Genomic DNA, 15,085 nt, shown 5'->3' with positions numbered 1-15,085 from the left:
AGATAGTTTAGAGCAGTATACCGGGGGAAAGTGCGTGCCCGATGATGATTATAATCTTCCGAGCTACCATTCTTCGCTAGTCAACGACCTATCTATACCGAAACAATTTGGCAATAAAGAGGGTTTCCACTAATTTGGAACCCCTCTGAAGCAAAGTGATCAAAGCTGCCGGCTGAGGTGGCTCGACTAAGCCTACCGGAGAGGGCTATAGAAAGGTCTGCTGGACGTAGTTTTCGACCGCATCAAATTCATTTGGATTCAATGCGCGATTGTAGATAAATGCACCAGCAACGCTCATGGGCGTTTCACCACCGTCTAGGTTTTGGCCAATCAGCAGCCTTTCAACGACTGTGTTGTAAGTCTTGTTACCAGAGTCAATCTCCGCTCCGTTTAAATAGTGTTCGAACACGGTGCCATCGTATACTACGGCATGAGAGACAAAGCCGCGCTGCTTGCTATCAGGATTGATGACACCGTCGATGTCAGTACGCTGGTCGTTTGTTCTTCCCCAGCCTTGAACTGTAAGGTTATCGTTATTACCGTCTAGCGTCAGACCAAAAGCTTGGTTCTCATCGGCTTTGCCGTAGGTAAGTCCAGCGTATTCTCCGTTGGTAACGTTTTCGTAGTCTACGACAAAGAACATTGTTCGAGGATCGCTCCCACCTGCAAACCCTTTCAATGCTCCTTCACGAAAGAGATAATCACCTTTGCCATCAAACGTAACGGCAGACTGACCAGAGGGCGTTGCGTTTTCGACTAGCTGTGGATCGCCTGCTGCAGACAAGTCGTTGGCAAAGCTAGACTGGTCAATCCATCCAGTCACGGTTGTGCCATCTAAACCAATTTTGGTAAAGGCTTCTACCTGGAACACTAAACCGTCCGTAACCGGTAGCTGGTTAGAGGTCCCTACCTGGATAGGAAGGGTAGTAGAGGTGACTGGATCAGCTTTGCCATCCGAGATAGTGAAAGAAGCATTGTAGGTTCCCTCACTTGTGTAAGTATGTGTAATCTCAATTCCACCCTTGTCGTCGGGGCTACCAGAAGTCTGCGAGCCGTCGCCAAAGTCGAGCGTATAGGTCAGTGTATCCACTGCGTCATCCGCATCAGCGACGACGGCTGTGAAGGTTACCTGGTCATTAGGCTCAGCGAACGCGATGTCTGAACTAACAGACTCGAAGGTAGGCGCGCTATTGAAGCTGCCAGCTGTGATAGTTATGGGCTGACTTAGTGCTGAGCTAGTTCCATCTTCGACGCGCAGCGTAGCATTGTAAGTACCTTCGGCTGTGTACCGATGATCGACTGAGATCTCACCGGTAGTCGGGTCAGGCGAACCGTCGACGACCGTACCATCGCCAAAGTTAATGCTGTAGGTCAAGCTGCTAAGTGGTGTGTCATTGTCGTTGACGGTTGCAGCAAAGACAATATCGAGCGGCAGGGTTGTACCAGTAAGGTCGTTTGGATCACCTTGATCGTCAGTTACGCTAGAAGAGATAACGAAGGGTGCCATATTGTCGTTGCCAAAAGTAATGCGCTGTACCTGCCCGCCGTCAGCCTCGTAGTTGATGTAGTACAGTGCCCCGTCAATCCCTTCTTCTAGGAAGACTATGTTTGGGGTTTCGCCAGGAATACCTTCACTAGGTTTAAAGTCATAGATATCTTCAACCTGATCGCCCGTAGCATTCAAATCGAGGAACTTAATGTAGTTGTCTTTGAAGTTGCCGAAGAAGTAGACCCCATCGAACTCTTCGGGGAACATATCGCCTCGGTAGACGAAGCCACCAGTCAAAGACGCATGCGGAAAGTCGTAGATTGGCGCAGAAAAGTAGTCGCCAGTGCTCGGGTCTGCTAGGTCAGTATCGGGTTGTGGAAACTCAACCGGGTTGAACGGCGACTTATCCGGGTTGTATAGAACGGCGTTGTTGACACCTTCATAGAAGTTCCAACCATAGAAAGCGCCGGCCTGGTCGAGTGAAGCGACGTGGATATCGTCTGTTGATCGATTTCGATTGCCGCCGACCTCACCGATGTAGAATTTGCCGTACTCTTCGTCCCAATCAGCTCGGAACGGATTGCGTAGTCCATAAGCCCAGATATACTTGTTTGGATCATATGGCTGTCCGTCCGCGGCCAGACTAGGGTAAGGTCCATCAATCGTGCCATCAACGTAAGGGTTAGCCGGCCAGCCGTCTGTACCGTCTGGAATAGAGCCATCGCGGTTGACGCGGATGATCTTACCGCTGGTGCTTTCTAGGTCAAGCGGCCAGTCATCATCCGGGCCGCCTTCGCCACCGTTAGAAGTGTTGAACTTGTCTGAGCTAGTCAGCCAGAGCTTCCCATCTGGTCCAAAGTCCAGACCGCCGCCGTAGTGACAGCAAGAGACATACCCATCCACATCGGTCCAAAGGATGGTCTCACTGTTGGCATCGGCCTGACTAGAGAGTTCGCCAGAGAGCTCGTTATGCTCAAAGCTAGCAATCACCGCTCGGTTGGTGTTACCTGAGCGCGTGTAGAAAAGATAGATTTCATTATTACCACTAGCTGGATCGGGGTCAAAGTCTGGAGGAATAGCTATCTCTAGCAGACCGCGCTCATTTCCAGAATTGACGATGTTGGAGATGTCTAGATAGAGAGACTTTTGCCCAGAGTTAGGATCGGCAATGAAGATTTGCCCACCTTTTTCTAGCAGTAGCATACGGTTGTCGGGCAGAAAGCCAAGGGCGATGGGCGCAGCCAGTCCGCCAGTTATCACTTGTTCGTTAACAAACCCATCCAAATTAAAATCAACCATCAGGAACCGTAATGTGTAGATATTACTCAAATAAGATTTCAAGCATCTGAAAGACTAACCACCCACGAGGTGTAAGTACTCCTACAAGTACTCTTGATGTTGTAGGCTGATGTATAAGACAGCTCTGCTCTATTCGTGAAGGTCTTAATAGCTCTCTCAGCGAGAGATTCACATTTGTAGAATGCTATTCCTGAAAATCTTCCATTAATTTAAATGGTCATGACAAACAAAAGGAGAGATAACTTCTACTAGCGAACTGATGTAGCCCATTCGTATTAAATAGCGCTTTCTCTCTCGCTATCGCCTACCACCTTAACGATTTCTTTACTAGTAATCTACGGTAAGGTACAGGGCTGAAGCGAATTGTCTTTCTTGTACGAACTACCCTACACCACAAAAAACAAATCAGAATCCAAAAATATATTATCCCCAATAACAACTTTTATGCAACCTCTGTCAAACTATGCAAAACAGAGGATGAATGCGATTTCTGCAATCTTGTTATGCTTTTTTCAAAAGTTCTGCTTGAAAATTTATTCAGCAGACAACTATGCTAGGAAATAGCTATCTCAATTACTTCAGGCTGCGAAACTCATCTTTAGAATGTTGTGTAAGATACATTCGTTTAACGTTGTGGAGAGCGGAATAGGTGTTGTCGCTCTTCGATGAGCCTTGAAAAAATGATCCTTGAAAAAGAGTGGCCGAGACAACATAAACTTGTTGCTTGATAGCCAAAAACTCTTACAAGGTTTTAGTACTTACGGCGTTTTGAGCCTCAAAGTCGTTCAGGCGAATGAGTCTTATTTTGCTTTCGTAGCATCCGTCAGGTTGGATAGGACAGTCATGTCTGTTAAAACAAACATAAAGCAACGGCTAACCTAACGAGCATAGTAAGAGCGCATCTTTAACTTTGCTATAGAATGTAATGGGCGCTGACAAATTCTCATTTTGCCTTAAGTCCAAGTGATTGACACATTAAAAAGAGCTTCCAATTTCTGGAAGCTCTCTGAGGGTAGGCGATTGAGACGGTACGCTAATTAGCTAAGGCTATAGAAAGGTCTGCTGAATGTAGTTTTCGACCGCGTCGAATTCATTTGTATTCAATGCGCGATTGTAGATGAATGCACCGGCAACACTCATCGGCGTCTCACCGCCGTCGAGATTTTGACCAATCAGTAGCTTTTCAACGACTGTGTTGTAAGTCTTATTACCAGAGGCAATCTCTACGCCGTTGACATAGTGTCTGAAGGTCGTCCCATCAAACACGACTGCATGAGAGACAAAGCCGCGTTGCTGACCACTATTAGGATCGACGACACCATTAATGTCAGTAGCCCGATCGTTTGTTCTTCCCCAGCCTTGGATCGTGAAATTATCTTTATTCCCGTTCAAGGTCAGACCAAAAGCTTGGTTATCAGCAGCTTTGCCATAGACAAGGCCAGCATATTCACGATTAGTGACATTCTCATAATCCACTACGAAGAACATCGTCCGCGGAGCATTACCGCTAGAAAGCCCTTGCAGATCTGTTGCAGGTGTCTGTTCTCTAAAGAGATAGTCTCCATCACCATCTAGCGCAACGGCAGGCTGACCAGACGGTGTCGCACTCTCGATTAGCTGCGGATTACCTGCTGCTTGCAGGCTGTTATTAAAGCCAGATTGATCAATCCACTCGGTGACCCTCGTGCCATCAATACCGATTTTAGTGAAGGCTTCTACCTGGAATACTAAACCGTTGGTCACTGGTAGCTGGCTGGAGATACCGATTTGGATGACGATAGTATTGGAGGATACAGGAGCAGCTTTGCCATCTGAGATAGTGAAGAAGGCATTGTAGGTGCCCTCACTCGTGTAGGTATGTGTGACCTCGATTTCGCCATTGTTATTAGGGCTACCCGTACTGTTCGGTGTGCCATCACCGAAGTCGAGCGTGTAGGTGAGCGTATTAGCTGGGTCATCTGCATCAGCCACAGTAGCTGTGAAAGTCACCTGGTCACCGGGGTCACCAAATGCGATATCCGAGCTAGCAGATTGAAACTCAGGCGCACTGTTAGCGCTACCGACAGTAACGGTAATTGGCTCAGCTAGGGTGGAGAGGGTGCCATCACTGACGCTAAGTGTGGCGTTGTAGGTGCCTTCGGCTGTGTATTGATGATTGACTGAAATCTCACCCGTAGCAGGGTTAGGAGATCCGGTCGCGGCTGGCGTACCGTCCCCAAAGTTGATGCTGTAGGTCAAATCACCAAGCGGAGTGTCGCTATCGGCCACAGTTGCCGCGTAGGTGATATTCAGTGGTGCCGCTGGGCCAGCTTGATCATCGGGAGCCCCTTGGTCGTCAGTAATGCTAAATGACTGAATGGAGGGGGCACTGAGGCCGCCAAAGGTAATACGCTGCACTTGGCCGCCGTTGGCTGCATAGTTGATGTAGTACAGTGCTCCGTCAATCCCTTCTTCAAGGAAGACGATATTCGGAGTGTCCCCAGGAATGTCACCGCTGGGTTTGAAGTCATATACGCCTTCAACCTGGTCGCCCGTGGCGTTCAGATCTAGAAACTTTATGTATCCGTCTTCAAAGTTGCCATAGAAGTAGACACCCTTGAAATCTTCTGGAAACATATCGCCTCGGTAGACAAAGCCACCTGTCAAAGACGAATGCGGAATGTCAAAGATTGGCGCCGAGTAGTAGTCGCCGTTACTGGGATCGGCTAGGTCAGTATCTGGCTGTGGAAACTCAGCTGGATTAAATGGCGACTTGGCTGGATTGTAAAGCAGAGCGCTGTTGACTCCTTCGTAGAAGTTCCAACCATAGAAGGCACCAGGCTGCTCGAGAGAAGCTACATGGACATCGTCCGTTGACCGATTTCGGTTACCGCCAACTTCACCAATATAGAACTTGCCATATTCCTCGTCCCAAGAGGCCCGAAAGGGGTTACGTAGACCATAGGCCCAGATAGAAGGATGTGGCTCATATGGCTGCCCGTCTGCTGCTAAGGCAGGGTAGGGGCCAGCAATCGTACCGTTGATATAAGGGTTAGCGGGCCAGCCATCTGTGCCATCTGGGATAGAGCCATCGCGACTGATGCGTATGATCTTACCGCTGGTGTTCTCTAGGTTGAGTGGCCAGTCGTCGTCGGGGCCACCTTCTCCACCGTTAGAGGTATTGAACTTATCTGAGCTAGTTAGCCAAATCTTTCCATCGGGGCCAAAATCTAGCCCGCCGCCGTAGTGGCAGCAGGAGACATAACCATCTGTGTCGGTCCAGAGGATAGTCTCACTGTTAGCATTCGCTCTACTAGAGAGCCCACCCGAAAGCTCGTTATGCTCGAAGCTAGCAATCACGGCGCGGTTGGTATTACTGGAGCGCGTGTAGAAGAGATAGATCAGATTCCTACCGCTTGCCGAGCCGGGCTCAAAGTCTGGAGGAATGGCTATCTCTAGCAAACCACGCTCTTGACCTGAATTGACAATGTTAGAGATGTTTAAATAGAGAGACTTTTGCCCAGAGTTAGGGTCGGCGATTAGGACCTGTCCGCTCTTCTCTATCAAGAGCATACGGTTATCAGGTAGGAAAGTGAGAGCGATCGGTGCAGTCAGACCGCTGGTAATCACTTCTTCATTGACAAATCCACTCAAGTTAAAGTTGGCCATCAGAATTTCCCAAGTTGTAAGTATTGCTTAAGCGAGGTTTCAAACGTCCCAAGACCACGACAAGAAAGGCTATGAGTAATCTAACGAATACCCTAGAGGTCTCGGTTGAACGTCGAAAGTGTTCTGGTTTTAGAAGTCACTTGAATTAGGTAGTAACCTGCTTAAATTCAAAGTGACAGCGTGTCTCTTCAGAGAAATTCCTTTTGAATTCATCAATCTTTAAATATCAAACATTAAAGACCGAAAATTCCATTGTTACAGGAAAAAGAGGCCTATAACGTAAGCATGTAAAACGCTTGGTAAAGAGGGGTTATCTCTGAGGACTGATTGATATGATCTATTCATATCAGGTAAATCTCTTTCTTTTCATCACCCACTCGGGTACCCTTTGCGATTTTTCTTAGAAAGAATCTGTGCCGATCTATAGAATCAGTTACTTAGCTGTGTGTACGTAATCGTAGAACCACCACAATCCCTACTTTTGCTGTCTATGAATATCCTCGTTCGTCCCCAGCGGATATGTTTCCGAGGAAGAGAACCTAGCGGCGTCCCCTAACGTGAGAGCTCATACTAGTCCAAACTCTTTGACAGCGGGCATAAAGTTTTTGTTCTCATGGCTAGGTCTACTCAACTTAATCAGAGCAAATCGCTGTAGCTCAGTAAGTTCAGTCCACTGCTTTAATGTCAATGGTATCCCTTGCTGAGCAAATCTGTTACGAACTTGCTCTGGTATGGTCGATAGATCCATCCACGGTGGCTGCGGTTGGACAGCTAGTGTCTTAGCAGGCACACCAGTTTGAGCCGTAATTAGCGCCTGCAGTTTCTCTCTATAGAGCTGAGCTTCGTCTTCGGATTGACAGGGCCAATCCACCAGTGCCTGTCGTTCAGCTTGAGTAAAATGATTCCAATGTTCTAGCTTGAGTTTGACGCCACAGGTATCCAGATGGTGGCGTACAACCATCGGAATGCATCGCAGCGACCCAACAAAATCTTGCTCAAATTCAAAAAAAGGCGATGCCATAGACTCGATCTAAAGAGATAGGTTGTGAGAGATATCTTTTGTTGCATCTATTGAGTTGGCTAGGATAATGAATGCTTCCAAAAGCCATGAGAGGTAACTGTGGAGGTGGCTGACAAAGTAAGAACCTTGACTTAGCTATATAAAACAATTGGCTATCAGTAGTCTAGCAAGATGATGAAGCGAACGGGAATGTTACCGTCTGTTAAAACCTGAGCCATGGCGATCGCACCGCGCATCTCAGTCATTACTTGTAAACTGTGCTCTTTATACCCACGTGCTACTTGCTCAACACCTGCCTTGAATTCAGCCAATTTCAAGCAGGCGGTCACATAATAGGCTAGCCCTTTCAGCCGAGACTTCACTCGCTCGCTACAGTCTTCTGGAAGAGGTGGAAAGTTATTCGCTTTGCGTTGCGACGCTGGCCAGCTTGGATTTTCCCACAGTAAAAAATGGTTCAAGCGGGCGTCGCCACAGGTAGGAAGCTGTGAAAGCGATCGCCATCTTGAGCCATCATGAGCCTCTAGAATCACTGTTCGATATGTAACCATTGGGTATAGCCATTGAAAGATCGCACCTGGCAGGCTCATCTTACCTTGTGCAGATTGTAAGGCGAATCATCCTAATGCACGACCCCTTTGCTATACACGGTTCCTAGTTGATACAGTCCCTGCTACGCCGCTCGCTTCGCCTTCTGCAAACGAATGGTCTGAAGTGCTAGCTCCTCCGTCAGCATCTCTTCATAAATCTGGGGCAATAGCGGTGACATACTATTATCTTCGATGCCATAGCCCAAACTTGTCCACGTTCCAGAAAGCGCCTTTAGCACCGTATCTATGTTTCCTGCCCGTAGCTGGGCCGAGATGTCTATATTCCAAGCGCTTGTATCTGATAGCCAACCGTATACGACCTCGTCCTGATAGGTCGGCTCAAAGCTGGGCTGCTCCCAAACTTCATACCAAGCAGGACGATTTGGGTGATAGTTTCGAGCCTCGCGCTCCCAAGTAGTAGTCAGAAACTGATATCGCCCTGCTGCTGTTGTACAGTTTCCCTGATTGGGGCCATTTACAATCCTCACGCACTTATCGGGATGCACACTCAGATCTTTGCTCCTTTGGCCGCCGTATAGCAACCGATAGGGATCGCCTGTATTCGATTCTCCGGCTGAAATGGTTCTCATCAGTGCCCGTAGATAAGGATCGCCTCCCTCCATTTCTAAAGGTAGGGGCGAAGCGACCCAGTTTGTCGAGCCTAACAACTCTAATGGTTGGGGAGGCTTTGACCACATATACAGTGTCCAACCTACTCCTAGGACTATCAGCATCGCGGTCACAACCGACCTATGATTACCTTGATAAGGTCGACGGGGCTGTCTTACTTTCATATTCTCGTGAGATTTGTCAGAGTTCTTGTGAGGTTTGTTAGAGTTGTTGTGAGGCTTGTCAGAAAGCAAATTCAAATCAAACTTCTAGAGGCAGCATAGATGGAGACAGCACAGAGGAAAGTAGGCATTCAAGCTCTAGAAACAGCTCTACAGACATTCAATACCTTTTACAGAAACTACCTATGACTTAATGTGCAAAGCTTAGGCACACAGTTCTCTATCCTACAGGCTGACTTACTCTAATTCCGTACAAAATTTTTGAGCCCTCTTGATACTTCGCTATGTCATCTATTGAATCAAACGAGCGCCTAATGATTTTTCTGATTTGCGTTGTTCCGTTCGCTGCTCTACTCTATTGTGCGCTGGTAATTGGTTCGCTGCTTTCTATCCCCTTTGTCAAAAGTCACTCACTCATTTTTGGAGGTATTTTTGCTTTGACTCCGCTGGTAATCGGAGCAAGCCTTTGGGTGGGGCCGTTTAGAAAATAGATAGCATCGCTATTTTTCTACCTTCTTGGGCGATCGCATCGGATGCTCAATCTATTCACCTCCAGCGTCTGTACCTAGAGTTGCCATTCCACAAGACGGACTACATTTCCTAGTACTCTGTGCTTTAGTAGAGAACGGTTTCGCCACTGCCGTAAGCTAATCTGTTTACTTTGTGCAAAGCCTTTCTCAAACGCTTGTTCTATCTTTTCTATGAGCAAAGCGGAGTCGGTGACAATATCTAGCTCATCATTGTGTAGAAAGCTTCGGTAGTCGATGTTTGTGCTGCCCGTATTTGCCCAGTGATTATCCAAAAGCAACATCTTGGCATGCAGCATACTAGGCTGATACTCGAATATCTTTATGCCTGCCCTTAGTAGCGAGCCGTAGACTTCGTACGAGGCGTAATAGACTGGCTTCTTATCACTGCGATCGCTCGTCGTCAGAATGCGGACGTCTACCCCAGCTTTTTTCGCAGTAATCAGTATCTGCCGAGTACTTTTATTCGGCAGAAAATAAGGACTTGATAGCCACACTCGTTTCTGTGCACAAGCTACTAGCGTCTGCTTCAAAACTTCAACCGAAGAGTCGCGATAGTTAGGTTTGGTCCCAGGTGTTACTAGAATCGTACTCGATTCTTTTTTGTCATTACTCAATCTCTTTGTGCTTGGCAACGGATCTGCATCTACGACAGGACAGATTCGATCCATATTAATGATGGTAACTCCTGGTTCTAACTTCCCTGTTTTTTCATCTTCTCTTTTAATTCTATGGCCCTGCCAATGGAGCTGAAACGTTGCTGATAAAACGCTTACTACTTCCCCTACTAGCATCATCTCAATATCTAGCCAGGGCTTTGTGTCATCGCTTTTTTCAATACCGTCCCATAGATCAGAAATCCCTGAGCCACCGATAAGCGCTTGCTCATTGTCAATGATTAATAGCTTGCGGTGAGTGCGTCCAGCGAAATTAGCCGGTGCTCGCCAGTCGAATGGGTTAAAAAAGACAATCTGGACGCCCGCTGAACGTAGATGCTGCCAATATCTTCTAGGCAAAGATCGCGTACCAAAGGTATCGACTAGGAGCTGTACGCTAACGCCTTCGATTGCTTTTCGGGCGATCTCCTCGGCAAAATCGTTAGTGCGTTTGCCCGGCGTCATCATGAATGTCTCAAACTGAATGCTGTGACGTGCTCGCCTGATAGCCTCTATTCTTGCTTGCTGAATTTCTGCGGCGGTATCCCAAAAATCAACCACCTGTCCGTGAGTGGCTAGAGATTCTGTGAGACTTTTGAGGATAAGGGGAAATTGAGGATGCTGTGGGGCGATCGCTTGCCTAACGTAAAAAAGAGGACGCCACCGAAAAGCGCCACGAATATATAATCCGACTAAGAGGGTAGCTACCGCTGCGATCGCTATCAAAAGCAGCCAAAGCAAGATATTGATGACTAGACCCATCTTTATTAGTACCTACGAATCTCGGTTGCTATCTGACTTAGTGTTCACTACGTTATGTCAGCGTTTTCAAAAACTTCTCTTTGAAGGGAAGGATATGACAAGCACTGATCACACATTAAGAGAGGCTGCTAGTAAATAGAAGGCTGCTAGCTACTCAGCTCTGTTTGACAAAAACTGTAGCCTTTGGTACAGATGCAAGCTATGTACATAATTTCTATGTTTTCGCCTAAATGTCAAGACTACCCTCAATATTGTGCCCTCAGATAGTCTTTTGCATAGATGAAGACTGAGTAAATTTAAACACGCCAAGCTTGGAGCTAAGATATTTTGCCAAACCTTATAGAAGCTATTTCCAAAGCTACGAATCAAGCCAATCGCTTGTGGGATAAGGCCATACTGAGCATAGAAGGTAAGTTGGGTATCCGAGATCCGCTACGTATAATGCCCTACAAAGGGTATGGCACCCTAAATCGAGTACACATCAAAGGTAGAGTCTTAGAGAAAGAAGGTATCCGACCACTTGATGCAGATGCCAGTATCGCTAAGAACGTCACTAATATGTACCGGCGGTTTGACAGTGATGAGGTTCCCCATGCCATACTCAAAGTCTGTATCGGCGATTGTCAAACGACAGTTAAAGCTAACGGCGAAGGTTTTTTTGAGGCAGATCTATCGCTAGAATCTTCATTCAGCGCAGACCATCTTAGCGAGGCGGATCTATGGCGTAACGTTCATATAGAACTATTAGAGCCACCACCTAGAAAGCAAAAAGTCGTCATGACAGAAGGCGAAGTGATTCTAGTTACGCCCAGTGCACAGTTTGGTGTGATCAGCGACATTGACGATACGGTAGTGTATACAGCTGCTGACGATCCTTTAAAGATGGTTCGAATCGCCTACTTAGGAAATGCTCAGAGTCGTCGGCCGTTTTCAGGTGTAGCTTCTTTATACCGGGCGCTTCAGAAAGGGAACAATACCGATAATAGTTTTTCGGGAAACCCAATCTTTTACGTATCTAGCAGCCCTTGGAATATGTATGACTTGTTCGACAAGTTCATGGGTGCTAATGATATTCCAAAGGGGCCAATCTTACTAAGAGATATCGAACTATCGCCTGCTAACTTGACATCTTTCACCCACGAAGAACATAAGCGAGAGCAAATCGAACCGCTTCTAGCACGCTTTTCTAACCTACCCTTTATTCTATTTGGAGATAGCGGACAAAAGGATACGGAAATATACGCACAGCTTGTCAAAGATTATCCAGGAAGAATTTTAGCTGTATACATTCGAGATGCTATCCCTAATGATCGGGCTCGCCATCAGGAAATAGACAAAGTTGCACAAGAGATTCGCCAATCAGGGGTCGACTTCTTACTGTTTTCAGAAACGACTGAAGCAGCGCGGCATGCTGCGCTGCGAGGCTGGATTGCGGAAGGTGAAACTATTGATGCAGAGTAGCTATTGTCCCTACCGAATTCATCAGGACAAAAGATAGTCTGAAAGTCTCAAGTGATTGGATAAAGAGGAACATTTGTTCAGAAAGAAAGGGTATAACAGACAATCCGTTATACCCTTATCTACACTAGTAACTATAGTTTTTCACTTGTCCTACCAGTTAACTTAATTACCACAAAGCACGAGGACTGCTTGAAAAGTCTGTTGTTTCGACTACTTCCTCTTGAACAGTGGTTTCACTATCAACAGTCGTTTCCATATCAACATCGACTGCCTCTGTTTCCATATCAATGTCCTCTTCGGTTGACTGGCCGACTGATTCTACTTCAGTATCCATCATCTCAGTTTCGGTGACTTCTACTTCAGTATCCATCACCTCAGTTTCGGTGACTTCTACTTCTTCAGTTTCGACAGCTTCACTATCATCAACTTCAACTGCATCCATCTCAACGGATTCGGTAACGTCTGTATCATCAGACATTTCCTGGGCACTGACTGATTGAGGAACCAACAGAACCAACCCTGCAATAGAGAGAAGGGAAGCAGAAACTGCGAGTGTTTTATTGAACAACGTCTGCATACTATTTCTATCTTCTTGTAGAAGGTTTGTGAACGACAAATGGATCTACTGTGCTCACAAGATAAAATTACGGGTGAGCCAAGCTAGGACAACGTTTACATAAGATACTTACCTTAAGCCTCTACCTAAAGCGGTGTCTGCCTCTAAGAAAGCCAGAGGAAAACGAGCCAATCAAAGCTTTTTATACCCCATAAGATAGATATTTCCTTCCTTTTATGAAGTCATTCGATAGAGAAGGTATGTTCGAATCACCTACTATTAAAGTATAGTATTAGAGTGACACCGTATAAAAGCATACGTGACTTAGAACAAATTACTATTGATTGCTATTGTGAAACCCTTTTAGTGAAAAAAGTACGGGTTAGTGAAAAAAGTACGGGGAGAGAGTGAAAGATGCTAACGGTAGATTAATACAAATAATACTATCGATTATAATGGTGTCTAAATGCAGGATCATTACTCATTACAGCCTACATAGTTCTTTAAAGCTAGCTTCACTAAAACTCATGTATATCAGGCAAGAAAACTCTTCGAATAGGCCTTGGGCACTCACTGTTGGAACGCTAGTATGCGGAACGTTTTCTTTTTTAGTGATGTTGGAAGCTGCCTTTGCCGAAGCGAAGGTTGTACAAACATTCACGAAGCAGACGCCAGATAGTCTTGTACAAGACTTATCGAAGCAATTGGCACTAGATGAGCTATTACAGACCATTCCTTCTCGTCAGTCGGTACCTACGTCAGTATCCGGAGAAAGCGTACCGCCAGCAACTGCTGAGAGTAATGAAGCAACAGAAAAAGAGACAATTAGTTTGTTACTTCGCTTGGGATAAAAGAGAGTATATGTTTATCAAGGAGATACTGTGAAAATCAGTTATCCAGTCGCTATCGGTCGCGCTGGATGGGAGACACCGACCGGAAAGTTTGAAGTGTTCCACCAAGTTACTGATCCTGGCTGGACCAATCCAATCACCTCTGAGGTAGTCCCGCCTGGGCCTTACAATCCCTTAGGCGATCGCTGGATTGCCTTTTGGACAGACGGTACCAACTCGATCGGCTTTCACGGCACGCCTAATCGAGAATCCGTAGGAACCGCTGCCTCTCATGGCTGCGTTCGCATGTACAACGAAGATGTTCGTCAGCTATATGAGATGGTCGAAGTGGGAACGGTAGTGACAGTTGTGCCTTAGGGATACGGCTCGGAAGATATATTTTGAGATAAGACTTATAGGCCAAAGAGAAGAGAAATAGTGCATTGAGCGATCGCTTTGCTGCCTGCTTCATCGGTTCGTCCGTAGGCGTGCCCCATTGCTGCGATTTCTTGGACTTCTACTAACGCCTCTGATTTTTCTTCCTCACTCGCCTATCTTGCAAGATAGAACTGCACAACAGAGCCTAGTTAAGCTTGTTTTCACTTTCCCAGCAGACGTGAGCAGTAGCAGTCTTACGTAATTGTGTCAGGATCGATTCCTTGCGATCTCAAGTACGCGGCCAGCCGATCTGCTCTTTGCCTTTCCGCCTCCGCTCTTTGCCTTTCTGTTTCTGCTTTTTGCCTTTCTGCACTAATGTCAATCTGCATATCCGCAATTATCTGCTCTGATAGCGGATACGCCTTCCCTTGGGCGTCGTGCCACAGCAGCACCTCCTGCTCGATGCCACCAACTACTTGCCGACCTCTACCAATACCGATACCAATCTCAGGCATCCAGTACGGCTCACCAATTTTCAGCCGATAGCCGTCTTCCTCCAGTCTGTAAACTTCAAAGGGCTGATGCTGATGTCGTTGCCAATACTCAGGGTTGTACAGCACGTAATACAGCACACCGAGCTGAGCATAGAGGGCCATCTTCTCGTCGTATTCATCGTCGTAGCGATGAGAAACCATCTCTAAGACAAAAGTCGGCACCGTTCCATTCTCTTCCCAAACGGCATAGCTTTTACGAGACTTTCCGTTTTTCTTGCGCTCAACCCCCAGACTTAAAAAGGCATCAGGTACAACGGGTACCTTAGGACTAATGCCAGTCGTGTGATACACCGCCATATCTACCGCAAAAAACCAATCCATCCGCGTCGACCACAAGCTTGCAAGCGATAGCAGCAGCAGATTAGGCAGTAGATTTTGATCTTCATTATCCACAGGCGTATCATCCGAACAGGGGAGATCTTCAGTGCTAGGAAGTGTGTCAAGCGGTTGGGAAACCATAGTAGTAGGGCTCTGATAGCAACAAAACACTAATAGCAGTATTCTAACGTTTTGTAGCTAGACGCCA

11 protein-coding genes and 1 pseudogene are annotated in these 15,085 nt (G+C 46.6%); 4 read left to right on the top strand and 8 right to left on the bottom strand.

From position 1 onward, the window contains the following. Positions 1–205 precede the first annotated feature (205 nt). The 5 genes from S7335_RS15145 to S7335_RS15125 all read right to left on the bottom strand — a co-directional run bounded on the left by S7335_RS15145 (position 206) and on the right by S7335_RS15125 (position 8,742). Positions 206–2,788 carry a PQQ-dependent sugar dehydrogenase gene (locus S7335_RS15145; protein ID WP_006454480.1) on the bottom strand — a complete coding sequence of 861 codons (2,583 nt, stop codon included), beginning with the start codon at positions 2,786–2,788 and terminating at the stop codon, positions 206–208. Positions 2,789–3,835: 1,047 nt separating this feature from the next. Next, positions 3,836–6,436 carry a PQQ-dependent sugar dehydrogenase gene (locus S7335_RS15140; RefSeq protein ID WP_006455785.1) on the bottom strand — a complete coding sequence of 867 codons (2,601 nt, stop codon included), beginning with the start codon at positions 6,434–6,436 and terminating at the stop codon, positions 3,836–3,838. A 565-nt stretch (positions 6,437–7,001) separates the two neighbouring features. Next, complete coding sequence (locus S7335_RS15135) at positions 7,002–7,457, bottom strand: nitrate reductase associated protein (RefSeq protein WP_006454241.1); 456 nt, start codon at positions 7,455–7,457, stop codon at positions 7,002–7,004. A 155-nt stretch (positions 7,458–7,612) separates the two neighbouring features. After that, complete coding sequence (locus S7335_RS15130; RefSeq protein ID WP_157620271.1) at positions 7,613–8,005, bottom strand: hypothetical protein; 393 nt, start codon at positions 8,003–8,005, stop codon at positions 7,613–7,615. Between the two features lie 122 nt (positions 8,006–8,127). Continuing rightward, positions 8,128–8,742, bottom strand: a complete 615-nt coding sequence (locus tag S7335_RS15125; protein ID WP_227500007.1) for a glycoside hydrolase family protein — start codon at positions 8,740–8,742, stop codon at positions 8,128–8,130. A gap of 377 nt (positions 8,743–9,119) precedes the next feature. On the opposite strand from S7335_RS15125, the gene S7335_RS15120 reads away from it, so the two are divergent. After that, positions 9,120–9,326, top strand: coding sequence for a hypothetical protein (locus tag S7335_RS15120; protein WP_006457719.1), 207 nt, complete (start codon positions 9,120–9,122; stop codon positions 9,324–9,326). A 74-nt stretch (positions 9,327–9,400) separates the two neighbouring features. On the opposite strand, the gene S7335_RS15115 is transcribed toward S7335_RS15120, so the two are convergent. After that, positions 9,401–10,780: a phosphatidylserine/phosphatidylglycerophosphate/cardiolipin synthase family protein gene (locus S7335_RS15115; protein ID WP_006456816.1), complete on the bottom strand. Its 1,380-nt coding sequence runs from the start codon at positions 10,778–10,780 to the stop codon at positions 9,401–9,403. A 327-nt stretch (positions 10,781–11,107) separates the two neighbouring features. Here S7335_RS15115 and S7335_RS15110 point away from each other — a divergent pair, with 327 nt between their 5' ends. After that, positions 11,108–12,241 carry an App1 family protein gene (locus S7335_RS15110; RefSeq protein WP_006457677.1) on the top strand — a complete coding sequence of 378 codons (1,134 nt, stop codon included), beginning with the start codon at positions 11,108–11,110 and terminating at the stop codon, positions 12,239–12,241. A 166-nt stretch (positions 12,242–12,407) separates the two neighbouring features. Here the strand turns inward: S7335_RS15110 and S7335_RS15105 are convergent, their stop codons facing one another. Continuing rightward, positions 12,408–12,818: a hypothetical protein gene (locus S7335_RS15105; RefSeq protein ID WP_006456058.1), complete on the bottom strand. Its 411-nt coding sequence runs from the start codon at positions 12,816–12,818 to the stop codon at positions 12,408–12,410. A gap of 593 nt (positions 12,819–13,411) precedes the next feature. On the opposite strand from S7335_RS15105, the gene S7335_RS28460 reads away from it, so the two are divergent. Both S7335_RS28460 and S7335_RS28455 read left to right on the top strand, forming a co-directional pair. Continuing rightward, positions 13,412–13,648: a hypothetical protein gene (locus S7335_RS28460; protein ID WP_006455084.1), complete on the top strand. Its 237-nt coding sequence runs from the start codon at positions 13,412–13,414 to the stop codon at positions 13,646–13,648. A 15-nt stretch (positions 13,649–13,663) separates the two neighbouring features. Beyond that, a pseudogene (locus S7335_RS28455) lies at positions 13,664–14,005 on the top strand (L,D-transpeptidase); the annotation flags it as partial. Between the two features lie 254 nt (positions 14,006–14,259). Here S7335_RS28455 and S7335_RS15090 read toward each other — a convergent pair. Continuing rightward, complete coding sequence (locus S7335_RS15090; protein ID WP_006457395.1) at positions 14,260–15,018, bottom strand: Uma2 family endonuclease; 759 nt, start codon at positions 15,016–15,018, stop codon at positions 14,260–14,262. Between the last annotated feature and the right edge of the window lie 67 nt (positions 15,019–15,085).

Source organism: Synechococcus sp. PCC 7335 (genome assembly GCF_000155595.1).
GTDB lineage: Bacteria > Cyanobacteriota > Cyanobacteriia > Phormidesmidales > Phormidesmidaceae > Phormidesmis.
The sequence above is the reverse complement of the archived record's forward strand: the minus strand, read 5'-3'. Positions and strand labels throughout refer to the sequence as shown.

What these genes read in the sequence shown, in the direction of transcription:
- S7335_RS15130 (WP_157620271.1), bottom strand. Translation starts at nt 8,005, where the DNA reads ATGGTTACATATCGAACAGTGATTCTAGAGGCTCATGATGGCTCAAGA.
- S7335_RS15125 (WP_227500007.1), bottom strand. Translation starts at nt 8,742, where the DNA reads ATGTGGTCAAAGCCTCCCCAACCATTAGAGTTGTTAGGCTCGACAAAC.
- S7335_RS15090 (WP_006457395.1), bottom strand. Translation starts at nt 15,018, where the DNA reads ATGGTTTCCCAACCGCTTGACACACTTCCTAGCACTGAAGATCTCCCC.
- S7335_RS28460 (WP_006455084.1), top strand. Translation starts at nt 13,412, where the DNA reads ATGTTGGAAGCTGCCTTTGCCGAAGCGAAGGTTGTACAAACATTCACG.
- S7335_RS15120 (WP_006457719.1), top strand. Translation starts at nt 9,120, where the DNA reads ATGTCATCTATTGAATCAAACGAGCGCCTAATGATTTTTCTGATTTGC.
- S7335_RS15105 (WP_006456058.1), bottom strand. Translation starts at nt 12,818, where the DNA reads ATGCAGACGTTGTTCAATAAAACACTCGCAGTTTCTGCTTCCCTTCTC.
- S7335_RS15135 (WP_006454241.1), bottom strand. Translation starts at nt 7,457, where the DNA reads ATGGCATCGCCTTTTTTTGAATTTGAGCAAGATTTTGTTGGGTCGCTG.
- S7335_RS15145 (WP_006454480.1), bottom strand. Translation starts at nt 2,788, where the DNA reads ATGGTTGATTTTAATTTGGATGGGTTTGTTAACGAACAAGTGATAACT.
- S7335_RS15115 (WP_006456816.1), bottom strand. Translation starts at nt 10,780, where the DNA reads ATGGGTCTAGTCATCAATATCTTGCTTTGGCTGCTTTTGATAGCGATC.
- S7335_RS15140 (WP_006455785.1), bottom strand. Translation starts at nt 6,436, where the DNA reads ATGGCCAACTTTAACTTGAGTGGATTTGTCAATGAAGAAGTGATTACC.